General features: G+C 56.6%; 20 protein-coding genes and 1 tRNA gene. 7 read left to right on the plus strand and 14 right to left on the minus strand.

Translation table 11 applies throughout. The features are described 5' to 3' along the window. Window positions 1-239 precede the first annotated feature (239 nt). Both THTE_RS09795 and THTE_RS09800 read left to right on the plus strand, forming a co-directional pair. Entirely contained in the window at window positions 240-1,331 is a 1,092-nt protein-coding gene (locus tag THTE_RS09795; RefSeq protein ID WP_168175831.1) for a nucleoside hydrolase, read from the plus strand. A gap of 353 nt (window positions 1,332-1,684) precedes the next feature. Beyond that, a complete protein-coding gene (locus THTE_RS09800) occupies window positions 1,685-2,686 on the plus strand; it encodes a DUF6655 family protein (RefSeq protein ID WP_095415271.1) in 1,002 nt (333 codons plus the stop codon). A 154-nt stretch (window positions 2,687-2,840) separates the two neighbouring features. Here the strand turns inward: THTE_RS09800 and larE are convergent, their stop codons facing one another. The 5 genes from larE to THTE_RS09825 form a co-directional block, all read right to left on the minus strand. After that, window positions 2,841-3,743: an ATP-dependent sacrificial sulfur transferase LarE gene (larE, locus tag THTE_RS09805; RefSeq protein WP_095415272.1), complete on the minus strand. Its 903-nt coding sequence runs from the start codon at window positions 3,741-3,743 to the stop codon at window positions 2,841-2,843. Window positions 3,744-3,882: 139 nt separating this feature from the next. Then, window positions 3,883-5,136 carry an exosortase/archaeosortase family protein gene (locus THTE_RS09810; RefSeq protein WP_095415273.1) on the minus strand — a complete coding sequence of 418 codons (1,254 nt, stop codon included), beginning with the start codon at window positions 5,134-5,136 and terminating at the stop codon, window positions 3,883-3,885. Window positions 5,137-5,411: 275 nt separating this feature from the next. Beyond that, window positions 5,412-6,542, minus strand: coding sequence for an RsmB/NOP family class I SAM-dependent RNA methyltransferase (locus tag THTE_RS09815; protein ID WP_095415274.1), 1,131 nt, complete (start codon window positions 6,540-6,542; stop codon window positions 5,412-5,414). A 5-nt stretch (window positions 6,543-6,547) separates the two neighbouring features. Beyond that, a complete protein-coding gene (mqnC, locus tag THTE_RS09820) occupies window positions 6,548-7,687 on the minus strand; it encodes a cyclic dehypoxanthinyl futalosine synthase (RefSeq protein WP_095415275.1) in 1,140 nt (379 codons plus the stop codon). Then, window positions 7,605-8,444, minus strand: a complete 840-nt coding sequence (locus THTE_RS09825; RefSeq protein ID WP_095415276.1) for a menaquinone biosynthetic enzyme MqnA/MqnD family protein — start codon at window positions 8,442-8,444, stop codon at window positions 7,605-7,607. Before THTE_RS09825 ends, mqnC begins: the two co-directional genes overlap by 83 nt. A 261-nt stretch (window positions 8,445-8,705) precedes the next feature. Here THTE_RS09825 and THTE_RS09830 point away from each other — a divergent pair, with 261 nt between their 5' ends. Together THTE_RS09830 and THTE_RS09835 are read left to right on the plus strand one after the other, a co-directional pair. Beyond that, window positions 8,706-10,160 (plus strand): ATP-binding protein, encoded by a 1,455-nt coding sequence (locus THTE_RS09830; protein WP_095415277.1) that lies wholly within the window; start codon window positions 8,706-8,708, stop codon window positions 10,158-10,160. A 22-nt stretch (window positions 10,161-10,182) separates the two neighbouring features. Beyond that, entirely contained in the window at window positions 10,183-11,205 is a 1,023-nt protein-coding gene (locus THTE_RS09835; protein ID WP_095415278.1) for a CBS domain-containing protein, read from the plus strand. 12 nt (window positions 11,206-11,217) lie between these two features. On the opposite strand, the gene THTE_RS09840 is transcribed toward THTE_RS09835, so the two are convergent. The 3 genes from THTE_RS09840 to THTE_RS09855 form a co-directional block, all read right to left on the minus strand. Then, window positions 11,218-11,445 (minus strand): hypothetical protein, encoded by a 228-nt coding sequence (locus tag THTE_RS09840; RefSeq protein ID WP_095415279.1) that lies wholly within the window; start codon window positions 11,443-11,445, stop codon window positions 11,218-11,220. Between the two features lie 243 nt (window positions 11,446-11,688). Next, entirely contained in the window at window positions 11,689-12,696 is a 1,008-nt protein-coding gene (gene rsmA / locus THTE_RS09850; RefSeq protein ID WP_095415281.1) for a 16S rRNA (adenine(1518)-N(6)/adenine(1519)-N(6))-dimethyltransferase RsmA, read from the minus strand. Between the two features lie 47 nt (window positions 12,697-12,743). Then, entirely contained in the window at window positions 12,744-13,346 is a 603-nt protein-coding gene (locus THTE_RS09855) for a riboflavin synthase (protein ID WP_095415282.1), read from the minus strand. Window positions 13,347-13,736: 390 nt separating this feature from the next. Between THTE_RS09855 and THTE_RS09860 the strand changes: the two genes are divergently transcribed. Continuing rightward, complete coding sequence (locus THTE_RS09860) at window positions 13,737-14,654, plus strand: DNA integrity scanning protein DisA nucleotide-binding domain protein (RefSeq protein WP_237260116.1); 918 nt, start codon at window positions 13,737-13,739, stop codon at window positions 14,652-14,654. Between the two features lie 86 nt (window positions 14,655-14,740). Here THTE_RS09860 and THTE_RS09865 read toward each other — a convergent pair whose 3' ends face one another. From THTE_RS09865 to surE, 4 genes are all read right to left on the minus strand, one after another. Further along, window positions 14,741-15,433 (minus strand): DUF6690 family protein, encoded by a 693-nt coding sequence (locus THTE_RS09865; protein ID WP_095415284.1) that lies wholly within the window; start codon window positions 15,431-15,433, stop codon window positions 14,741-14,743. A 197-nt stretch (window positions 15,434-15,630) separates the two neighbouring features. Continuing rightward, window positions 15,631-16,164: a hypothetical protein gene (locus THTE_RS09870; protein WP_157732007.1), complete on the minus strand. Its 534-nt coding sequence runs from the start codon at window positions 16,162-16,164 to the stop codon at window positions 15,631-15,633. A gap of 291 nt (window positions 16,165-16,455) precedes the next feature. Further along, window positions 16,456-17,133 carry a hypothetical protein gene (locus tag THTE_RS17975; RefSeq protein WP_157732008.1) on the minus strand — a complete coding sequence of 226 codons (678 nt, stop codon included), beginning with the start codon at window positions 17,131-17,133 and terminating at the stop codon, window positions 16,456-16,458. A 25-nt stretch (window positions 17,134-17,158) separates the two neighbouring features. Then, on the minus strand, window positions 17,159-18,025 hold the full coding sequence (surE, locus tag THTE_RS09880; protein ID WP_095415287.1) for a 5'/3'-nucleotidase SurE: 867 nt from the start codon (window positions 18,023-18,025) through the stop codon (window positions 17,159-17,161). Between the two features lie 433 nt (window positions 18,026-18,458). On the opposite strand from surE, the gene trpB reads away from it, so the two are divergent. Together trpB and trpA are read left to right on the plus strand one after the other, a co-directional pair. Beyond that, the gene (gene trpB / locus THTE_RS09885; RefSeq protein WP_095416847.1) at window positions 18,459-19,673 is read left to right on the plus strand and encodes a tryptophan synthase subunit beta; all 1,215 of its coding nucleotides are present in this window, start codon (window positions 18,459-18,461) and stop codon (window positions 19,671-19,673) included. A 62-nt stretch (window positions 19,674-19,735) separates the two neighbouring features. Continuing rightward, window positions 19,736-20,566, plus strand: coding sequence for a tryptophan synthase subunit alpha (gene trpA / locus THTE_RS09890; RefSeq protein WP_095415288.1), 831 nt, complete (start codon window positions 19,736-19,738; stop codon window positions 20,564-20,566). Between the two features lie 426 nt (window positions 20,567-20,992). On the opposite strand, the gene THTE_RS09895 is transcribed toward trpA, so the two are convergent. After that, window positions 20,993-22,207, minus strand: coding sequence for an argininosuccinate synthase (locus THTE_RS09895; protein ID WP_095415289.1), 1,215 nt, complete (start codon window positions 22,205-22,207; stop codon window positions 20,993-20,995). Between the two features lie 619 nt (window positions 22,208-22,826). After that, window positions 22,827-22,900 (minus strand) — tRNA-Arg (locus THTE_RS09900). Window positions 22,901-22,929 lie beyond the last annotated feature (29 nt).

A 22,929-nucleotide genomic window follows, 5' to 3' on the forward strand; every position in this document is an offset into this window, starting at 1 on the left:
ATTGAGCCTATTTTACGCGCCGACTGCCGAAGGCCAAGGCAAACTTGCATTACTCCAGTAAGATGGTTACCATTCTCAGCGTGAGGTTCCCCACTGGAATAGGATCGCCGCAGCGGATCAGCATTTTTCGACAGCCTTCCTCGAAACAGTCACAATTCGCCATGGCTTTTCGCAAGTCACTATTTCCGGCACGCCATGCCGTAAGCCGTCGTTCCTTCGTCACTGCCGCAGCGTCTTTCTTGCTTGCTGGGCCGACAACCAGCCCTGGAGGGCAAAGAGAACAAGAAGCATCCAAACCTCCTGCTGGGGAACGCCCATTACTGGTCGTCGCGACTGACCTGTATCGGCCGCACGATGATCCCGATGATCACTGGGACCTTGCCACGGCATACGCCCTGGCCCAGCAAAACCTGGTCGAACTTCTCGCTGTATTGATCGACTACCCCCGGCCAGACTCGCTTAAGGACCCCGACATAGAGGCGGTGGCCCAATTGAACTACCTCACCGGCCTGCTTGTTCCAGTACTGGTTGGGTCCGGACGTCCCTTCAAGGAATGGCGCGAAAACCCAAGCGACAGCCGGGCGTTATGGGGCGTCCAAGCGCTTCTCGAGCTGATGCGGAATGCTCCACGCCCGGTCGTCATCAGCGTCGCGGGCACCTGTCGCAATATCGCCATGGCGGCCCATCTGGATGGTGAGACTTTTCGCAAAAAATGTGCCGGAGTGTACGTCAACGCGGGTACGAGTCGTCCGCTGACTGAAAATGCTCCCCTGGAGTGGAATGTCACTTTGGACCTCGAGGCCTATCAGGCTATGTTTGCTCTTCCCTGTCCGGTGTACTGGATGCCGTGTTTTGAAGATGTTCGCAGGTTTGAAGTCAGCGAATACGCGACATATTACCGATTCCGACAGGGAGAAGTACTGCCCGAATTATCCGCTGGGTTGAGGAACTTTTTTGCGCATGTTTTTCGGCGAGAACTGTCCGGCCAACACGCATCCCTGGGCTGGCTCCAAGCACTTCTGGCACCCGAGGATCCGGAACTTGTCGCCCGAATGAATACCATGGACAGAAATATGTGGTGCACGGCGGGATTCTTGCACGCTGCGGGAATCTCAGTCGACGGGGAGGGGCAACTGCAACCCCTTCAGGAGACGGCCCATCCAGTTTTCAAGTTTGAGAAAATCCGCGTTATAGATCGCCAGAGCGGTCATATCCGTTGGGTCACCGACGAAGCAGCCGCGGATCGGTACATCTTTCGCGTGCTGAACAAAGAACGTTACGGCTATGCCATGACACAGGCCCTCAAGCGTTTGCTTCGGACAATTTCCTAGTGATTGTTACCCATCTAGCGCAAACTCGGAGGTCGTCCTCTATTTGACGTATCGTTAGTCCGGTCCGGAATTTGGAGGTGTCCAGGTCGAGTCGGAACGTGCTCAAGGGCGCCTTTTGTTCCAGACTTGAGTCCCGCAACGGCTTGGCAAGTTGTTTGCCCGATATCGCGTCACCTGCACAACACTTAGAACCGTTGTGCCGTTCTGCGTTCTGCGTGCCGCCGAAAAAAACCTTTTCCCACGGCTCGGTTTTCCCTATAATCCGTCCCTCGCGCACTGATGAGGCAATTTTGCGGGTGAAAAAGGGGTGCTGGTATGCATCCCGTTGGCTCATAACGTGTGAAAAATGCTCCATGGCCTGGCTAAAGGAAGACGCAAACACTGATCCCCCAGTCTGGATTCGGCTCTCACTATGGACGGCCGTTTGCCTGGCGGTCGCAGTGGTTTGCGCGTGCGCCGTTGGCTGCGGGACAACAAAGTGGACGGAGACCCGCCGCACCGCGACAGAACAGCTTCTCATTTCCGACTCCATGGACCAGGCTGTTGGCAGGCTCGATTTCCGGGCCCTGTCCGGCAAGAAAGTTTATCTGGACGACACCTACTTGAAGGACGTCGTGGACGCCAATTACCTGGTCAGTTCACTCCGCCAGCAACTCCTGGCTCATGGGGCCATCCTGCGGGAAAAGAAAGAAGAGGCGGATTACGTGGTGGAAGTGCGTTCAGGGGCCGTCGGCACAGACATGCACAGCGTCCTTGTGGGCATTCCCCAGGTGAACCTCCCCCCTGCCGTAAGTGCAGTCGGTTTACCCACTGCGCTTCCTGAAATTCCGCTCATCAAGAAAACTCAGCAAAGCGCTGTCACAAAAATTCTGCTCTTTGCCTACAACCGCAGGACTGGTCGACCTCTCTGGCAATCGGGAGCCGTTCTCGCAAAGAGCGACGCAAGCGATGTCTGGATTTTCGGTACCGGACCGTTCCAGAAAGGGACGATTTATCAGGGCACGCAGTTTGCCGGAGAACGGTTACCCATCAAACTGCCGGATGTGCCGCTGATCGACCTCAGCACACAGCGCGAGCCCGTAAGTCTGCTGGAAGAAGCATTCTATGCCGAGCCTTTGGGAGAGTTGTCTCAAGAAAGTTCTAACACTTCCCAGGAGCAGAAAGGGACGTCAACCCCGAGCCGCGACTCCACGGGAACACAGGCGGGCGAAGTCGCGACAAAGCCCAGTTCATCTCCGCCCCGAGAACCCCAGGTTCCCTCCGCTCCCACCCTGGTCATGCCGTCTCAAGGCCCGGCACCCCAGGTGGCTTCCCCCATGACTCCCCAAATCTGGCCGGCATTCCCGCCCCAATAACCAGAACCGCCGCCGACGTTCCATACGTCCCTGTGACTGCTTCCAAAAAAGGCAACAGAAGGACGTACCGCCGCCGGCGACAGCTCTTCACAGCGCAGCGAGATTCCCGGAATGAACTTGTGACGGCTTGCGTGGTCCGAATGGGTCCGAAGAACTATTCGTCAGTTTCGACGGCGGCGAACACGTCTCCCGTTCTCCGCGAAAGAATTTCGAGGCTCTCCGCAGGCAAGAGGTTATTCAGACTTCCGGAGCGAAAACCGTTCAAATCGACGGTAACGAACTTGAAACCAATCTCCGCGAATTTTTGGGTCAAGGTCTGCCGTAGCGGGCTTTCCACCAGACGCGGCAGATCCTCGAGGGGCACTTCAATTCGTGCCAAATCACCTCGGTGGTATCGCACCCGCAACGTTGCAAAACCGTGCTCACGCAGGAAACTTTCCGCCCGCTCGATCATCATGAGCCGTTCCGGCGTCACCTCCTCACCATAAGCAATCCGGCTACTCAGACAGGGGGATGCCGGCTTGTTCCACACCGGAAGTCCCCAATACTTCGCCAATTCGCGGATTTCCCCCTTTGTGAAATCGCACTCTGCGAGCGGGCTTCGTACATTCTTTTCCCTTGCCGCTTTTAGCCCTGGCCTGTGGTCACTGTGATCGTCCTTATTCGAACCATCGACCACCACCGCCATTCCGAATCGCGCGGCCCAATCTCCCAATTTGCCGAATAACTCGCTCTTACAGTGATAACATCGATCACCCAAATTGCGCTGATAGGCCGGGTTGGACAGTTCTTCCGTCTCAATCACAATATGGCGAATGCCGATGAGCTCAGCCAGCTTTCGGCATTCGTCCAGTTCCCTGGCCGCCAGGCTGGGGCTCACTCCCGTCACGGCCAGGGCCTTCTCACCAAGGGCAACCTGGGCGGCCTTGGCCACCACGGTGCTGTCCAGCCCGCCCGAGAACGCAACCACACACGATCCGAAGCTTTTCAACAGCTCGATCAAACGCTGGGCTTTTTCAGCCACCGTCGGCGAAAGGGCGCTTAATGAATTTTCCATGAGACTGCTCTCCATCCGGATGCAAGTCGCTGCTTGCTTTCAAGTGCGGCAAAAGTGCCACATCCAGGCGAAAGTCACGGCTGAGCTTCTCTCCGATGATTGTTCAAGGGGAGAGGCAAAATGTCAACCTTTTGTGACATTAATGTTGCCGGACCGCCCTGCTGGACCGTTGAGCCAGCGGTATCTCGGTTTCTTCCTCAAATACGATCAGGCAGTCCAAAAGGGCGCGCAGCGCAATAAGCAAGAGAACCGCCAAGAAGGGCATTAAGAACCCGGCCCAATCATGAAACACGCGTTGTCCCCACTCCCGACCGGCATAAACATACAAAAGGCCTGTGAGCGTGATTCTCACGATATTGACAACCAGCGCGATGGGCACGGCACTGAGAAGCAGTACAGGAACCTGCCATCGCGGAATCTCTGCGACAAGCAGATAAAGCACCACCAAAGCCACAAACACCGTGGCCATGCGAAGCCCGCTACATTGTTCCACAACTCCCAACTGAAGGTCCCCCAGCTTGATGAAATGGGCTCCCTCGCTGATGGCTTCGAGCCCCATCGTTTGGAGAAGATAGGTGCCGGCCGTTGCCGCCAAGCCTTGAAGAGGTACCAGGAGGGCTCGTTCCACGCTGAACGGTAACGGGAACGAGAACACGAGGAGGAGGGCCGCGGGCCAACACCACTTCACAGCGCGAGTCCCCATCACCGCCAGCACGGCCCCGAGACAACTGAGAGCAAACGTAGCCATGGCCGGCACGTCGAGCCCAAAATACGTGAACGCCAATCGGAGACCTGTCGCTGTCACGAGAAGCAACAACCCCGGCCAGGCCTCGCTGATTTCGAGAGCGGGAAAATCCTTAGGTGACGCTGAAGTTGCCTCCCGGAGTGAGACAGTCAGGACCGCGGAAGGACGTTGGTCCCCGCTCGCCGGGAACGTCTGCGGCGTGGCGGATGCTGCTGCCACTTGCAGCCAGGTTTTTGCAGCAAAAACCACGGCCAGGATAAGCCCCAAGCTGTAAAAAACCGCAGCCAGGAACATCAGGCCCGAGCTGAAAATCCCGCGCGCCAGGTCACTGGGCGGGGCCGTTTCACCCAGCACTTTGCCGCCCAGATACGTCACTCCCCCGATCACGACAAAGCTTCCGGCAACGATGATGCGTCCCAACTCACCACGTGTCCTAGGTCTCCAGTCTGCCTTCCCGCCCAATCGCCGCAGCCAGAGTAGAGCAGCGGCAGCGAGTGGCATGAACACCCCATGCGAGTACTGCTCGCCACGCCAGGAAATCGCAGCCTCGGATAATGCGTTCCAGTAGGCCCAGGTCACTACAGCCAGGAGAATTCCAAGCAACCACGGTCGCCAGCTTTCGATCGTTTTTGATGCTGCTTCCACCATGGGATGATCCCGCGCCCCCAATTGCGTAAGGGCAATTATTCACGATCCTCGACCGATTCTTTTCGTCTTTCGCCGCGATGCTTAACTTATCACGGTAGTTGGCAGGGTCTCCGCTAGCAAGCAGCGCAGGGAGAAACCCCGAAGAGTAACAACCAGGAAAGCGACGCGAACTTGCTTTTCCAACAAAACACGTCTGATCGGCATCCGACTTTCATTCAAGCCCCTCTGCTCCAATCGCGGGGTCGCACATCAATTAGCCCGGACGAACCCTCTCGCTAACTCCCCTCCTCTATATCGTCCCAACCCACTTTTTTGGCGTGCCGCTGGTGGCGGCCTTTTCCCGATCGGCTGGCACTTGGGCGGTTTCGGACCACGGTGGATTCTCTCCGCTTGATCAGACAACAGAGGAAGAAGCCCCGCATCTCCGAGGTGGGCAGAATCCGCACTGATTTGGTCACGTCCGGGTGAAATTTCTGGCCCTCCCATTCCATCAGCCCAGGCATCCAATTTGAGATGGGAATTGAAACGGGAATGACCTCCACCTCACCTCCGAATTCCTTAAGCGCGTAATCAACAACAGCTTCATTCTCTTCGGGCGCGAAAGAACAGGTACAGTACACGATCAGACCACCCGGCTTGGCTGCTTTCACGGCTGACACCAGCAGTCCCCGCTGCTTGCGAGAACACTCGGCAATTTTTCGAAGACTCCACCGGGCGTAAGAGTCCGGCTCTGTCAGGTGGATTCGCGCCTCCGAGGAACACGGGGCGTCCAGTAACACGCGATCGAACCGATTCGGGGTCTTGTTACCGACGGTTCGGCCATCCGTCAAATAGACGTCGACAATTTGTGCGCCGGCCGTCCGGAGGTTGGCCATCAGTCTGTACATCCGCTCGCGAATCACCTCCACGGCCGCAATGCGTCCCCGATTTTGCATCCGTGCCGCCACAAAGCAGGTTTTGCCGCCGGGCGCAGCCGCCAGGTCAAGAATCTCCTCACCTGGCTGCGGGTCCAACACATGGACGGCCAACATGCTGGAGAGATCCTGAATATACAACCGCCCCTCGGTAAACGCCGGCGAATGACTAAGCACATCCCGCATGGATGGCGGTGCCAGATAGGCTTCGGGCAACCACTCCCCTTTTTCGAATGACACGGCCATCTCGGCCAGTTCTCTTTCCAGTGTTGGCTGATCGCTTTTCAGAGTGTTGACCCGAAAGCCAACGCATTTTGACGCAAGAAAGCTCATTAGACAGTCCTCAAGCCACGCACCTGGCACAATTCTTCTCAGCCGCGCGATAAACTCGGGCGGCAAGTGACGGATGGCCAATTCCAGGTCGTCTGGGCAGGGAGAGGTTTCAGGACTTCGTTCCTGAAGGGGTTTGCCCTCACCGGTATGACCGTGCATCCCGTTCACTCGTCGAGGAGCTCATAAAACACGTTTCGGCGGCGGGGAATATAACCGGCCTGCGAGATAAGCAAACGCAGTTCCTGCTCTGAAGTTCGAAAATGGGTACCCGCCGCAGCAACCACGTTTTCTTCAATCATCAAACTGCCCATATCATTGGCGCCAAAATGCAGCGAGAGCTGACCGATTCGCGCACCCTGGGTGACCCAGCTCGCTTGAATGTTGGGAATGTTATCCAGATACAGCCGCGCGACCGCCAGTGTTCGCAGGTAGTCGAACGCCCCGCGTTTGGGGATGTGTTCCAGCTCCGTGTTCTTGGGCTGGAACGTCCAACAAATGAACGCGGTGAAGCCCCCCGTCTCATCCTGAAGCTCACGAATCCGGCGAAAATGGGCGACCCGGTCGGCCAACGACTCCACGTGGCCGAACATCATGGTGGCCGTCCCTCTGCCGCCCAAACGGTGCCAGGCGCGGCAAACCGCCAACCAACCCTCCGTATCCACTTTGGCGCGGGCGAGTTGTTTTCGCACGGAATCCACTAGGATCTCGGCCCCACCGCCTGGTAAGCTGCCCAACCCTGCCTCTTTCAAACGTCCGAGAACTTCTTCCAGACTCAGCCGAGACATCCGGGCGAAAAAATAAATTTCCGGGGGGCTGAAGCCATGGATATTGATTTGCGGATATCTCGACTTGATCGTCCGCAAAAGGTCCTCATACCACTGAAGCGGGAGTTTCGGATTGAGACCACCCTGCAAGAGGATTTGATCACCTCCAAGCGCAAGAGTCTCCTCGATTTTTCGAAAGAGCGACTCGTAATCAATGACGTAAGACTCAGGATCGCCCGGCTTGCGGTAAAATGCACAAAATCGACATCCAGCAACACAAACATTTGTATAGTTGATGTTCCGGTCAATGTTGTACGTGCGATACGGCTCGGGGTGAAGTCGCCTGGAAACTTCCCACGCAGCCTCCCCAAGCTGAGATAGATTCCCCTTTTCCAGGAGCGTCAGCGCTTCCTCGTCGGTCAATCGCTGGCCACCGATCACCCGATCCAGAATCCGATCAATTGATGACCCGCAGCCGTCCGTTTGCCGGGACAAATCCGTACTTTGCCGCCAGTCTGCCAAACAGGTCGAGGGATTCATGTTCTTTTGGACCCATCGTGAAGTGCAGGTCTCTCGTGAGGTACTCGTAACACAACGTGTAGGAAAGCCCTAAATCCGCGGCGGCCTTCCTTGCAATGATATCCAGGGCGGCCAGTCCACGGTCCCGCGCAGCGGCGAAAATCCGGGCGACGTGGCTCCAGTCACGTTCTGGCGAATGGGCCACCCAAACGGCGAACACCAAAGGGAGGCCGGTCCAGGAACACCACTCCGCCGCCAGGTCGTGCACGTGGGGAAGCGGAGGACGTTTGACGGTCATCGCCCGGTCCCCAATCATCAAAATCGCATCACAATCCAGGCTAGCGGGATCGTCCCCGAGCGGCAACTCGCGCACCTCGGGAAAAACGCCGTATTTTTCCGCCAGTAGGATGCGGGAAACCGCGGCGCTGGTTCTCGAAGCAGCATCCACCGCCAGTGTTCTCACTTTCTCCAGCGGAACACGACTGAAAATGACCACGCTGCGGGCAAAATCCGCTGCCGCGATGCACGCGTCCGAGAGCACAACGTAATCGGAGGAGCGGAAAGCTTCAATGGCCGGCACGATGGCCACGTCCAGCTCCTTTGCAGCCAACTGGGACGCCAAACGACTGGGGACGTCGAAGGAAATCCTGGCCCAGGGACACAGCGACGGCAGCGCCCAAATGAGCGGCCTCGCATTAAGGTAGACGACACCCCCAACACGCAGGGGCTCAACATCGTCCTGTCTCGCTTGTATTTCCTCTCGGTACAATTCCGACATCGTTCCCGCAGTTTCAGTAAATCCTTCGCTTATGAACACCCCGCTCCGCGAACACGTGACTGCATGGAAGCGCGCGGTGCGGTTTTCCAAAGGGCTCTCATCCGGCGTAAAACTACGTCGGTCGTTCCCACAAGCTATGTTTTACTACGGAGAACAGCCTCACAAATGGCGAACGGGAAAAAATCCACGGTAGCACAGTAGTCTGGTGAGTCAACCTCGGCTGCTGTTTGGACGCCTCCTGAAGATAGATCGGAGCCAGGCATGGGAACCACGCCGCTCGCCGGGAAATCGGCCAGCCGCCAATCGTCGGACGATAAAAAACTGGACGAGCTCGTGGAACGGCTGCACCGTCTGGTTGGTGCACGGACCGTCTCTGTGGAAGAATCGCGGCCGCCGCAACAAGAATCACCCCGAATCGACGCATTGTCTTCAAAATCCCTTGAAGAGTGGGCAGAAACGGACTTCGTGCCGATCGAGCCGGAAAGCCTGGAGGACGCGCAGCTCACCGAGAGCGAGGTCGAAGCCCTCATCTTGAAGTTTCTGCTCAACACGGGCGACGCCACGGGACGGCAGATCGCCGATCAGGTGAAGTTGCCATTCAAGATCATCGACCCCCTGATGCGGCGGATGAAGGGCGATCGCCTGGTCGTTCATCGGTCTGATGCCCCCATGAACGACTATGTGTATGAGTTGACGGAGCTCGGGCGGGAACGGGCCAGGCGTTATGCTGAGCACTGCACCTATTTTGGCGCCGCGCCTGTGTCTCTCAGAGACTACGTGGCCAGTGTGGCCGTGCAGTCTTTGACAAAGCAGCGTCCGACCCGAGATGATTTGCGTCGCGCCCTGGAAGGTCTCGTCATCAGCGAGGAGATGCTTAACCGTCTGGGGCCTGCTGTCAACTCTGGTCGTGGGCTCTTTCTCTACGGGGCACCAGGAAATGGCAAAACGACGATTGCCGAGCGGGTGACGGCAGCCTTTGGGCCTTATATCTGGATCCCCCGGGCGATCGGCGTGGACGGGGAGATCATTCGCGTCTTCGATCCGGTGAATCATTTCGAGGTGCCGCTTCCCGATCCGGAAGGACTCCTGGACACCCGGCATATCGACAAGCGCTGGGTTCGCATTCGCCGACCTACCATTGTAGCTGGCGGTGAATTAACAATGTCCGCTCTAGAGGTCACCCTCAACACTTCAACGGGGATTTGCGAAGCTCCACTTCAAATGAAGAGCAACTGTGGCACGCTTGTCATCGACGACTTTGGTCGCCAGAGGATGCCCATCCGCGAGTTGCTCAATCGCTGGATCGTGCCTTTGGAGCGTCGCTACGACTTTTTGAACCTTCCCAATGGGAAAAAGATCACCGTTCCATTCGACCAACTCATCATTTTTTCCACGAATCTCGAACCCCGCGAGTTGGTGGACGAAGCTTTCCTCCGTCGCATTCCCTACAAAATCGAGGTGATCGATCCTTCGGAAGAGCAATTCCGCCAGCTTTTCCGAATCCTCGCGCCACAACTCGGAATTAAGTTCAACGAAGATGCCGTGAACTACTTGATCGAAAAGCATTACAAGGCGGTGGGAAGACCATTCCGGTTCTGCCAGCCCCGTGATCTGATGCTCCAGGTCCTCCATTATTGCAATTACCTGCAGATCACACCCGAGTTAAAGCCCGAGTATTTCGATATCGCCGTAGCGAACTACTTCTCGGTCATGTAGTCACATCTATCGAGGAAGGAACATGTTCTCGGCGTTTAGCCTGCACGGTTTGGATCGTAACCGGCAAAAGCAAAGGAAAGTTTGTTTTCTCTATGGCGAAACTGCCACGACGACCACGGAATACGCGGTTTTCCTGCTCATTCTGACTGTTTCCGCGATGGCAGGATTTGTAACCGTTTCTGGAATTACGCACTTTGTTTTTCAGCAGGCATATACTGCGATGTTGCCGGTCAGTGCAGAGAACAACCTGCCATCCTCGCAGTCGCTCATCGACCGTGCGCTGGGTTCACTCGTGCAGAACGGTTCTCATGGGGTCACGCGCCTTGACTTTTTCGTAACGGTTCTCGGTGGGCTATTGGGGTTGTTCTTCGCGGTGATCCTCGTGATGAGCTTCATGAAGCCACGCCACCGGAAAACGCAAGAGCATCCTCAACAGAAACATCTGGCAGTTCAGCAGCTTCGAGAGATCCACCGGCGTGTCCTCTATGCTAAAAGAAATCTCCTTCGCAGAGTGCTCGGCCGATCTCTTGACGAGCGCCGCGTCATTGACCTGCCCGTGAAATACTTTATGTCCGAACAGGTGGAAGCCGTTGCCCCCGACACACCGCTGGAACGCGTTCGGCACATCATGCGTCAGAAAGGCATCCGACACCTGATTGTGGCCGACGAGAGCAACCAGCCTCTGGGGATCATCAGTTCCCATGACCTCTGCTGCCGTAGTGGCTCCACAGCGCGAGACGCGATGACTTCCGAGCCCCACACTGTTGGTCCCGGACTCCCCATCAGCCAAGCCATTACACTGCTGCTCCAACACGGGATTTCCTGCCTTCCCGTGGTTCAAAACGGTAAACTTGCGGGGATCCTAACCACCACCGACATCCTTATCGGTTTTCAGGCGCTCATTCAGGCCTGGGAACTTGTTCACCAACCGCCGGCGGATATTGAGGAGCCTGAGGCCACAGAGTGCGACGGCAACTCGGCGTTGACGATTTCGCATGAAGATAAAAGCCCCCGCGACGCATCGTCAGCACAATGCGTCTGTTAGCCTGCGATCGACTTATGCCCAGTCCAGTCCCGTCTCGCGTTTCACCCGCGTCTCAAAGTCACCGATCAAGCCGCCGATGAGATCCCAACGATCCTTACGACGAATCTCAATATCCCCCTGCCGATTGATTCGTACAATGCTATCTTCCTTGAGGCCGACTTTGGCCAATTCCTCCGGCGTCGGCCCTCCTTCGGTCACCACCCTCAAGAGCTGCCGTCCGAGCATCTCAATGAATTGCATGTTTGACGAACTCCCCGCGTCACACATTCTCAACCTCGAACCACCGCTTCTTGAACTCTGAATGCTTCATACCGAGAAAGCGAGTGACACGCATTCAGCTTCCTCGAATGGGGTTCCGTATTGTCCTGCAGGTTGCCCTCCACCCCATTGTACTTCGCGCTGGGATCTTCCTCACCGATTTCCAGGGCACCGTATTCTGTGCTGCTCACAGGCGATAAACGCCAGCCAAAATCTCAGCTGTTCTCAGTCTTTTTCTGAATCGTCTTCCGAATCTCCGGGAAAGTCCTTAGAAAGCTCCTCACCGCTTGATTCTTGAGTTTCCACTTCCGGTGTTGCAAAGGCCCCGCCTCTGAATTGATCCCGAAGCGCCCCGTAAAGCCGTAAGATGCTTTCCACGTCCAGTTGCTCCGCGCGAGCTTGGGGATCGAACCCCATCTTCTGGAGCACTTCATCCACAGCGGCCTTATCAGTTTTCCTACCCAGCGCGCTCAGCACCTGAGCCCGCAAAAACTTCCGCCGATGGAGAAACAAACCGCGGATGAAACTGTGAAACAGTTCCCGGTCCTGGATGCGATTTCGCCGTTCCGGCTCCAACACGATGTGAATGATCGCCGAAAAAACTTTCGGCCGCGGCCAGAACACCTGCGGGGGCATGGTCCGCTCAATTCTCGCGCGACATTGGCTTTGAATCCAAACACTCAACGCCCCGTAATCTTTGGTACCCGGCCTGGCAACAATCCGGTCTGCCAGCTCTTTCTGAATCGTCGCAGTCATCGTCACCGGAGGCCGTTCCAGTGACAGTAAATTCGTCAGCACCGGAGTGGCCACATTATAGGGCAGGTTTGCCACCAGTTTGAATTGCCGATTGCCCTCGGCGAGCGCCTCCTCCACTGCCTCCAGCACCGCGGGATGGAAACGGTTTTTGCTTTTCAGGGCATCCTGGCATAACAGCCGGACATTGGCCTTCTGACCGACCAACTCCTTGGCAACTGCGTGGAGCTTGGGATCGATTTCCACCGAAATAACATATCCGGCGCGTTCCGCCAGCAAGTTGGTCAGGCTGCCGGTTCCCGTACCCACTTCCAGGACCACATCCTGAGGCCCCAACTGGGCCGTGTCTGCAAGAACACGCAGTAAGTTGAGGTCGATGAGAAAATTCTGCCCGAGGTCTGTTTTCGGGCGAACTCCGGCAGCCTCCAGGCGTTCTCGGACAAACGTCAGGGTTTGTCGCGGTGAACCAGCGGTGCTCATGGAAATGTGTGAGGTTTTCCCTGTGCCAAATTGAAAACGCTTTGTCGTTAAACAGGCCAGGTTTTTGCCTCAAGTTGCCTTTCCACGTATTTGGCCAGGATGTCTGTTTCCAGATTGACTTTGTCACCCACTTTCATCGGTCCCAAAGTGGTAACAGCAAGTGTGTAAGGAATCAGCGCAACGCTGAAGCGCTCAGGCTCACTGTCGACAATGGTGAGACTCACGCCGTCAACAGCGATGGATCCTTTGGGAGCCATTTGGCGAGCCAGTCGGCGCGGAATCTGGAACCAGAATCGCGACCACTCACCAAAGTCTTCCCGTTGAATAAGATACCCCACATCATCAATGTGGCCGGTCACAAAATGCCCGCCCAGGCGATCCCCTATTTTTAGGGAGCGCTCCAGGTTAACACGACTTCCCTCCTTGAGATCTCCCAAATTGGTCCGCGAAAGGGTTTCCGGCCCTGCCTGGAACGCAAAGGTGTCTCCATCAACGGCAATGACGGTGAGACAACATCCGTTGACAGCGATGCTGTCGGCCACCTTTGTTTCCGCGGCAATCCGGGGTTCACGCACCACAAGTCGCACCCCTGGGGGCTCCGAAATAACGGCCGCGACGGTCCCCAGCGCCTCGACAATCCCCGAAAACATGTTAACGGCGCTCCTTTCGTGCCTCATTTTTCACGGTCGCGTAAATTGGACGCGTTCCTTCCAGATTAGTCACTACTACTAGATGCTAAAGGTAAGGATTCGGATTGGCTAGCCGCACCAGTCATTCCGGAGGTTCGTGATCTATTGCGCCACCCCTTACCCGAGCCAAATTAGTTTACAGGCTTCCAAGTCCGCATTGTTCAGCCCGTAAAAAACAAATATGATGAAGTTTGATCCCCATGTGTGCGGGACCGAACCGGCTCCCCAGGAGTACCGTCTTCCCCTCCAGACGACATTTGTTTCTCCCGATCTATGAACCCTGAAGCCCGGACACCGGCTGCCACTGATTCCAAGTCTCCGGCAACTTCCCCAGGTGGTGAAACTCTTCGTTTGACCGAGAACGTGAAACTACTCCTGGAGCATGCTGCGGCGGTGGCCAAGGCGGCTGAAGCGGCAGCCATTCTCATTTTGTGGCCGGGAAAGGCAGACTGGTCCCGCGTGACAGGGCTGCTGGGGGATCAAAAACTGATTGTGGCGGTGGACACGCCTGCCCAGGCGGAGCCTCTGCATAATTCGAAAGTCCACGTCGTGATCACCAACATGCCGGAGTCATCGCCCCAGGACCGCCTGGCGGAGGCCCTTGTGGAGTGCGTGACGGAGGAGTACGTGGCCATGGGCAACGATCTGGTTGCCGTTTATGGGGCCTTCGATGCGACGTCGCTGGACACCCTCAGTCTGTTTCACCTGTCAGATTACTTGGGAAGACTGACCGTTCGCGAGTTACGCCAGCTCAAAACAGACATTCCCGTCGAAACCCTCAAGCTGGTCATCAATCTGGCGATCGAGATCGGTCGCGAAGGCCGGGAAGGAAAACCAGTCGGCACAATCTTCGTCATTGGTGATACCCGCCGCGTTCTCGCCCATACTCGGCCTCTGGGCTTTGACCCTGTTCGAGGATACAGCAAACGCGAGCGAAACCTATTTGATGCCAAGGTTCGCGAGGGGATCAAGGAAATCGCCCAGCTCGACGGGGCGTTCATTATCAGCAAAGACGGATATGTTGTGGCTGCGTGCCGTCACATTGACTGCTCGGCTGATGGGATTTCCCTCAGCAAAGGACTGGGTTCGCGACACTGGGCCGCGGCGGCCATTACCCGCCGGACAAAAGCCGTGGCGGTTTGCGTCAGCCAATCCAGCGGTACGGTGCGCGTATTCCACGATGGCGAGGTGCGCATGCGAATCGAGCCGGAGCGCAAACGAGTTGTGGTCTGGCGGGATACCGACGGCAATCCGGAAACCGCGCGGTAGACAGCCGCAGCTCAGCCGGGGCTGGGAACACCTTGTCTCGGTGCCCAGGTCGGTTCTTCCAGGAACCAGACACTCGATGCAAACGGTTATCGGTCTGGGCGCTCTAGAACCAGACTTAGATCGAAACGGTGCTGCGGATCGCTACTGGTCAGAACTCCTCGCGGCCGAATCCACAAGTAGCTGTGGGTTTCCCCCCGCGACCCTTCTTCGGGCACGACGTAGAGGTAAACGGCCGGATTGTTCGTCGGACGGTAAACAAATCCGTAGTAGGTCGCCAAAAAAGCGAGGAGCCGATTGGGATTACCGGTCGTGCCTTCAAACACGATCCTTCGAACCTGCCGCGAAGCATCAAAGTAATAAGTGACCGTGCCTACCAGATCGTCTTCGGCGGTGCCTGTGACGAGTGGTACACGGTATCCCTGAAAGTTCAAAATAGCCAGACCTGTAGTAACACGTGGAAATCGCGATACCACCCAATCAGGGGATATATCGAAGCGGAATATTTCGCTCATGTCCACTAATGGTGGCAGAGCCTCTTCCACTTCTTGCGGGGAGACCGTTTTTTGATCGGACCCGTTGCCCATCCCGAGGGACGTGAGGACCGGTTCTCCCGATAAGATTTTGGCTAGCACGGCCGCGAGAGACCCCGATCCAGAAAGCACGACAATTGGAGACAGGACCAACAACAGCCCGATGACAGCCAGGATCACCTGGTTGAGGACCGGGGTTGGCGGAGGTGGTTTGGGTTGTTCCTGGGGTTTCTGCTCGTTGTCGCCCATGGATCACGTAACTCGAACCGCTCGCTCAAGGCCGGGAAAAGCGGGGACTATCAGGGTAAGATGCTCCTTTTAGCTATCAGTCGGGCAATCTTATCGGCCGGATGAACTCGCGCGGTATCCCGCGCTACAATGAGCAGAAGCCGCATGATCGGTACACGCGGGCTGGGCGAGATAAGTCACCGGCCTCGAAAACCATTTCACGGGTTGCTTGCGCCGCCGTTGGGTGGCGAGGGGGGAGGCGTCATGAGACCCGGCGTCCAGGGGAAATACGGCCACCAGGGCGGGTTGGGAAGCTGGCCCAGAGCGAACGGGTTGACCCACGACTGAAATGGAAGAGTCCACGGCCCCTGCGGATTACCCCACGGTCCGAACGGGGTAGCCCCTGGCCGGAAGGGAAATTCCCACTCCTCATACGGCCGAATGTAGGCCCCTAACCCCCAAGTTTTAACGATATGGAGGTGATCATAACTCTCTGCACCCCGGATTGTTGCGCGGCTGTGGCGGTATCCACTGACGACATAATTGGGTGCGTATGGCAAGGCAACTTGCGGCGGTGGAGAAAACTGCACTATGCGACGGCCTTCATCGTTATGAGAAAAATACGAAGGCTGGAAAATCCAGCTTTCAGCCCGCGATTTCGAAGCGGTGAACAGCAGGTACCCGCACAGCACCAGGGCACCAATCGCCGTAAAACCCGTAGCGCGCCCAGACAGTTTAACCCCAAGAATCATGCGTGGATGAAGAGCTTTTCGAAAGGTTTGCATACGCGACCGATCAAGAGCTTTTCTATTGCATCGCCCTTTTTTAGCGTAATTACGCGGCGTCGCGATGCAACCGTAATCCGCAGCGCTTAGGTTGGCCCACCACCATCCACGGTCACGAGACAAGTTCGACCGGATCTCACCAGCGGGTTAATCAGGGGAAAAACTCAAGGGAACTCACTGGGAAAAAGCCACGACGCGACCCGCTCAGGGAAACCCTTTTTGGTAGGGGGAGCGAATCCGCTACCTTGGCCCGAAAAATTATGGCGGCGGCGACCCAGCCGGAACTTCCACCATAAGCTCTCCTCTTTGCGGGTCATACACATATCGGTGCCCTGGTGGAAGCCTGGGAAGCTGAATATTGTTTTTTTCAATAATCTCCCGCCAGAACTCTTCGTGCGATTGCGGCTTTCGGCCGTGTTCAGCCTCGAATAATTGCAAAGCCTGGGGAACCTGAATTCGAAACGCCATGTGTTCTTTGCTGCGGAAATAGACGTATACGGGCGTGGTCAAAAAGCCTGGCTGGAGACTGCTGCCCTTTTGTCCGACGCCCACATCTGCTTTCACGTACTGCCCCTCAGTGGCGGGCGGCAGTGCCTGTGGGGCCGTCGGCGGTGGCGGCACCATCCCTGTACTTGGTGGAGAGCTAGGTGGGCTTGGGGGCGATGGAGCGGCACCAAAATCACTTGTCACGTCCTCCGGACGCGCAATCCCTGGAGGCATCGCCACCGGGCGGCGTTGTTGACTTGCGGCAGGCGGACTCGGAGTTGCTAGCGCGGGCGAAGCGGGAGCCGGGGCCGTCGTAACCTGCCCTCCAGCACTCGGCTTCGGTGTCACCCGAAAAGAGTCGTCGGAACTTGTTGAACACCCAATCACAAACACCAGCCCGACCAGTCCAGTACCCAAGGAAATCAACTTCTTCCAGCGGAATCGGGCCATGGCCACACCTCTTCAACGAATGTTTTCAGGATTGATCAGTTTCTGGCGACACAATCGATTGTAATCGCCGGGTGGAGCGCACAACCAGTGGTGCCGAAACCACCGTCCCGTTTTCCCACGTCGGGGGCTGCTGCACACAGAATCGGCATGTTTCCAAAGCTTTGAGCGCGTTGTGAGCCGTGAGATCGAAGTGAAGTGGTGTGATCGCAATCTTCCCCTGAGCCAACACGGAAAGGTCGGTCCCGTGGTCTCCGGGTTCCGGCGCCGGCTCGCCGGTTGCCCAGTAGTACGTTCGCCCCCATGGATCCACGCGCTTCTCGTACCGCTCGCCGAACTGACGCACATCCATCGGAACAACACACACTTCAGGCTGTGGATTGAACACGGCCGCCGTCGGGATGTTGAGATTGAAAAGCCGACTTCCTGCAGCCTTTTTCTCTAACAGTTGGGCAATGATCTGCACTGCAATTTCTGCCGCGCGGTCGAATAGGGGATTTTCCTCAAACTGAAGCGATACGGCGATACTCGTGATCCCGAAAAACGCCCCTTCGATAGCGGCAGCAACGGTTCCCGAATACAGGACGGCAATACCCGCGTTGAGTCCTACATTGATTCCGCTGACCACAACATCAGGACGACGAGGGCACAACTCCGTCACACCAAGTTTGACACAGTCCGCCGGGCTTCCGTCGACCGCAAACCCGAAATGCTTATCGCCCTGAAAAACTTCCTTGAGAATGAGTGGGCGCAAATAAGTGATGGAATGCCCCACTCCGCTTTGCTCTGTGGCGGGAGCGACGACCTGCACCTCCCCCAACTGCTTGAGCGCTCGAGACAAAGCAGCCAACCCTGGCGCATAGATTCCATCGTCATTTGTCAGCAGTATCAGCACGGCGTCAACTCATTACCTCTTAATCCGGGTGAGCACCGTTTCTCTGAAACGATCCGAATGCAGCACCGATGCGCGACCTAAAAGCCACCCCAACCTCTATTGGTAAACTATATCGATGCTAGTGATAATCGGCAACGATCAAGTTGCGGTGAGCGGTCCACGCTGATCACGTTGACGCTGCTGCTTTTCCTGGAGCCTGGCCGATTTCGCTGGCTGAAAGTATTGGAGCGGTGCGACCTGACCGACGTCCCACAGCGGATGTGCGTAAAAGACCAAGACTGCCGCCGGTGAATGGCGGGACTGCGTTTTCTTAAGGTTTTAGTGTAGGATGGATAAATGATCGTTGAGCGTCAACCATCTACCTTTCTGGATGCCTGAGCACACTCAGGCTGATAATGCAATCTCCCATATTTGTATTGCGCGGCAAAATCCCATGGAGCAGACTGCCCATTCGCTCTCAAAGGTTCCTGATGCCCGTGGCCGATTTGGACCATTTGGCGGACGTTACGTGCCGGAAACCCTGATCGCTGCCTTGGACCAGTTATGGGCCGAATATCAGCGAGCCACACAGGACCCCACTTTCCACGCGGAACTTGAACACCTTTACCGCCACTATGTTGGGCGACCGTCCCCGCTGTATTACGCGGAACGACTATCAGAATTCTGCGGCGGCGCGCGGATTTATTTGAAGCGGGAAGACCTCAACCATACTGGTGCGCACAAGATTAATAACTCGCTCGGCCAGGCGCTCCTCACGGTCCGCATGGGAAAGCGACGGGTCATTGCGGAAACCGGGGCAGGTCAGCACGGGGTGGCAACCGCCACGGCATGTGCTCGATTCGGCCTTGAGTGCGTTATCTACATGGGTGAAGAAGACATGCGTCGTCAGCGGCCGAATGTTTTCAACATGCGGCTGCTCGGGGCCCAGGTGGTGCCTGTCACCAGTGGATCACGAACGCTTCGTGACGCAATCAACGAGGCGCTTCGCGACTGGATGAGTTCCGTCGAGACGACACACTACTGCCTCGGATCGGTCACCGGCCCGCATCCTTTTCCACAAATTGTCCGCGATTTTCAATCGGTCATCGGGAAGGAAACCCGCTCACAGTGCCTTGAACAATTCGGGCGACTACCGGACTGGATTGTGGCATGCGTAGGGGGAGGAAGCAACTCCGCCGGCATGTTTTATCCGTTCATTGATGACGATGTGAAACTTCTGGGGGTCGAAGCCGGAGGGCGTTCTTCCCGTCTCGGGGACCATGCGTCGACCCTCTGTTACGGTCGACCCGGCATTCTTCACGGTACCTACTCCTACGTTTTGCAAGACGAAGACGGCCAAACTGCGGACGTGCACTCAATTTCCGCCGGTTTGGACTATCCGGGCGTGGGACCCGAACACAGTTATTGGAAAGAGACGGGGCGTGTTACCTACACCAACGTGAGCGATCGCCAGGCTTTGGAAGCGTTCCAGACCTTGGCGCGATTGGAGGGCATCCTTCCCGCCCTCGAAAGTGCCCATGCCCTGGCCAAGGCCATGGAGCTGGCCCCAACATTGGGTCGGGACCAGGTGATCGTCGTCTGCCTTTCCGGAAGAGGAGACAAAGATACCCAGGAGGTGGCGAGACTGCTGGGGCATGATTTCGCATAGACGCGCGGGTATATCCTCTGTATCTTTGCGATCACTCTGGAAGCTTGCAGCAGGAAATCCATATGTCGGCTGTTTCTACCGTTTTTCAACAACTCCGCCAGCATGGCAAAAAAGCCCTGATGCCGTTTCTTACGGCGGGCGATCCCAATCTGGAGTTTACCGAGGAGGTCATTCAACTGCTTTCCGAGGAAGGTTGCGCGCTGCTGGAATTGGGATTCCCGTACAGCGATCCCATCGCGGATGGCCCGGTTATTCAGGCATCTTATACCCGCGCACTGCGGAGTGGGGTCAAGGTGGACGCGGTGTTTGACACTGTCGCCCGGGTTGTACCGAAGGTTGCTACTCCGATCGTGGGAATGGTGAGTTATGCCATCGTTCTCCGACGCGGACTTCAGAGGTTCGTCGAGGCTGCGCGGTCATCCGGTCTGGCAGGACTCATCGTCCCCGATCTGCCGGTTGAAGAGTCCAGCGAGCTTCGCGCGGTGTGCGATGAAGCGGATTTGGATTTGATCCAATTGATTACTCCCACCACGCCGCGGCCTCGGGCGATCGAAATCGCCCAAAAAAGCCGGGGATTCATTTACTATGTGTCCGTGGCCGGGATTACCGGTGAACGCTCTGAGCTACCAGCCACCGTGGTGGAAAATGTGGCCTGGTTACGGCAGCAGACCGATCTACCGATCTGTGTGGGATTTGGCGTCAGTCGGCCGGAACATGCCCGAATGGTGGCACAGGTCGCCGATGGGGTCATCGTAGGATCGGCTTTTGTTCGGCGCATTTCCGAAGCTGCTACGCGGCCAAAAGAGGAAGTCCTTCGCGAACTCCAGCAATTCGCCAGGAGTCTCCTTTCTGCACTGGATACAGCACCCCAGTCTTTGTCGCAACGTGATTGAGAACCATCAGAGTCCCATCCGACCTGTGTGTGCCGACCTGTCCCCAAATTTTTTCCCTGGCGATGGAGCCGCGAAGGTTCACAAAGGTTCACGTAGGAGCGAGATTCAACCCCGTGGGAGCTGATTGTCACGTCCACTTGCGGCGGGACGTGTTCGTTGCATCTGCTTTCCAAAGTTTGGATAGTCCATTTTGCTGAGCCAGCTCCAACTCCTCGGTTCAGTTGCTGGCCACACGGGAGGGGCAATTCATGAATTGCCGCTAAAACATGTTCCGCCGTGGCCACTCGGAGATTCTTGCAGGCCTGGGGATGGGACATGTGTGCCGGCGGGTTGACGCGCGAGCGAAATCCAGCTTCGTGGCGGCGTCCACTGAACCCAAGCCTAATCCGACGTCGGTTGACCGGAAACGCCAACGCCCGTGAGGAATCAATAGGTTCTCGGTCGTACCCGCGCTTGCACACGCAGAGGAAGGCCCTGGATCCGCAGAAATCCTTCCGCGTCGCTCTGGTTGTAATCTCCGCCCGCTTCCATTGTGGCAATGCCTTCATCGTAAAGGCTGTTGGGACTGGTCCGGCGATCCACGAAGATATTTCCTTTATACAAGCCGAGTGTCACCTCCCCAGTCACCGGCTTCTGAATTTCGCGGATCATCGCGAGAAAGGCATCCATTTTGGCGGAATACCAGAAGCCATAATAAACGAGTTCCGCTACCTCCGGAGCCAGTCGGTCCCGCAAGTGCATCACATCTCGATCAAGCGTCAATTGTTCGATTTGCCGATGGGCGAAGTACAGGAGTGTCATTCCTGGTGCTTCATAAACGCCCCTGCTCTTCATCCCCACAAAGCGATTCTCCACCATGTCCACCAGCCCGACGCCATTCCGACCGCCAATCTGGTTCAGTCGGTTAACAATTTCATAGGCGCTGAGACTCTCGCCATTTACCCGGGTGGGAACGCCTGATTCAAACGCAATGGTGACTTTTTCCACACGGTCAGGCGCCCTCTGCGGTGGCGTGGTCATTCCAAATTCAACCAACTCCACGCCGTTGACAGAAAGATCTTCCAGACGTCCGGCCTCATAACTGATATGAAGGCAGTTTTCGTCCGAGCTGTACGGCTTCGCGGCCGTTGCCTTGACGGGAATTCCCTTTTGTTCGCAATATGCGATCATTTCCTTCCGCCCGGGGAATTTCTCACGGAACTCTGCCAGGCGCCACGGAGCCAGGACCTTGATCCCGGGCTGGAGGGCTTCCGCGGCAAGCTGGAAGCGACACTGATCGTTACCCTTACCGGTTGCACCATGGGCAAAAGTATCGGCACCAACCTCCCGGGCAACCTGAAGACAGACCTTGGCAATAAGAGGCCTCGCTATGGACGTACCCAGCAAGTAGACACCTTCATACCGGGCGTCCCACTGCATGACCGGAAAAGCGAAATCCCGGCACAACTCTTCTTTGGCGTCCACCAGCCGGGCAGATTTGGCTCCGATTCTTTTAGCTTTCTCCAGGATGGCCCCACGGTCCTCACACGGTTGCCCCAGATCCACATAGACCGCGTGGACATCGTAGCCCCTCTCAACCAACCAACTCAGAATGACTGAGGTATCCAATCCTCCGGAATAAGCCAGCACGCAACTTGCCATGGTAAACCCGTCCTCTCAAGGTAACTGGCCCGCCACCGCACAAAAGCCGTAACTCACACAACAAGTCGAGAAATACGTATTGTAACGGACCGAGGCCATCATCCCAACAACCGCGCCCAGGTAACACAGCCCGGCTTTTCCTCTGGCGAGTGGGTGCCGTGCCCAATTGGCTCGTGTCGCCCAGGATGCACCTGCTATCAGGTCTGCCTCTTCAACGTTGGATACTCTGTTTTGCATGACCGGGCACGACAAGCGTGCCACTCTGTGTTCCACGGACGTCGTGAAAGGCGTCCCTCCAATAAGCTCGGATTCCACGCCGCACGAGCGTCCCGGTTGCAGCCCAATCAAGTTAGGGACTGGAGGACCCGGTTCCACCCGGGCCACGCCACTCGTAGGGGCGATTCATGAATTGCCCCTACCACACTTTGCACTCGTGGCACGTCATGGTTTTTTGCAAAAGTGGGGATGAGTCAGCCCAGCAGCCTCCTTCCCTGCTCCCAATTTTTCGGAAGTTTTTCGCGAGCCAAAATGGCCGCAAATGCAAAAATCCGGCAACAGTCTGAGATCACATCCCCATCAAAAAAGTAACTCCGGCACGCACGCCGGAGCCCTATCGAAGCGCGCCCGGAGGGAGTCGAACCCCCAACCCTCGGTTCCGAAGACCGATGCTCTATCCAGTTGAGCTACGGGCGCCCGAGAGCAGGCAGCCATCCTTGAAGGTT

This window comes from Thermogutta terrifontis, from assembly GCF_002277955.1.
Lineage (GTDB): Bacteria > Planctomycetota > Planctomycetia > Pirellulales > Thermoguttaceae > Thermogutta > Thermogutta terrifontis.

Bases quoted from the DNA above. Each gene is read 5' to 3' on its own strand.
- THTE_RS17975 (WP_157732008.1), bottom strand. From the start codon at position 17,133: ATGGCCCGATTCCGCTGGAAGAAGTTGATTTCCTTGGGTACTGGACTG.
- THTE_RS09840 (WP_095415279.1), bottom strand. From the start codon at position 11,445: ATGCAATTCATTGAGATGCTCGGACGGCAGCTCTTGAGGGTGGTGACC.
- THTE_RS09865 (WP_095415284.1), bottom strand. From the start codon at position 15,433: ATGGGCGACAACGAGCAGAAACCCCAGGAACAACCCAAACCACCTCCG.
- rsmA (WP_095415281.1), bottom strand. From the start codon at position 12,696: ATGAGCACCGCTGGTTCACCGCGACAAACCCTGACGTTTGTCCGAGAA.
- THTE_RS09800 (WP_095415271.1), top strand. From the start codon at position 1,685: ATGGCCTGGCTAAAGGAAGACGCAAACACTGATCCCCCAGTCTGGATT.
- THTE_RS09815 (WP_095415274.1), bottom strand. From the start codon at position 6,542: ATGCACGGTCATACCGGTGAGGGCAAACCCCTTCAGGAACGAAGTCCT.
- THTE_RS09825 (WP_095415276.1), bottom strand. From the start codon at position 8,444: ATGTCGGAATTGTACCGAGAGGAAATACAAGCGAGACAGGACGATGTT.
- larE (WP_095415272.1), bottom strand. From the start codon at position 3,743: ATGGAAAATTCATTAAGCGCCCTTTCGCCGACGGTGGCTGAAAAAGCC.
- trpB (WP_095416847.1), top strand. From the start codon at position 18,459: ATGGAGCAGACTGCCCATTCGCTCTCAAAGGTTCCTGATGCCCGTGGC.
- THTE_RS09810 (WP_095415273.1), bottom strand. From the start codon at position 5,136: ATGGTGGAAGCAGCATCAAAAACGATCGAAAGCTGGCGACCGTGGTTG.
- THTE_RS09855 (WP_095415282.1), bottom strand. From the start codon at position 13,346: ATGTTTTCGGGGATTGTCGAGGCGCTGGGGACCGTCGCGGCCGTTATT.
- THTE_RS09835 (WP_095415278.1), top strand. From the start codon at position 10,183: ATGTTCTCGGCGTTTAGCCTGCACGGTTTGGATCGTAACCGGCAAAAG.
- THTE_RS09830 (WP_095415277.1), top strand. From the start codon at position 8,706: ATGGGAACCACGCCGCTCGCCGGGAAATCGGCCAGCCGCCAATCGTCG.
- trpA (WP_095415288.1), top strand. From the start codon at position 19,736: ATGTCGGCTGTTTCTACCGTTTTTCAACAACTCCGCCAGCATGGCAAA.
- THTE_RS09895 (WP_095415289.1), bottom strand. From the start codon at position 22,207: ATGGCAAGTTGCGTGCTGGCTTATTCCGGAGGATTGGATACCTCAGTC.
- mqnC (WP_095415275.1), bottom strand. From the start codon at position 7,687: ATGAATCCCTCGACCTGTTTGGCAGACTGGCGGCAAAGTACGGATTTG.
- THTE_RS09870 (WP_157732007.1), bottom strand. From the start codon at position 16,164: ATGATTCTTGGGGTTAAACTGTCTGGGCGCGCTACGGGTTTTACGGCG.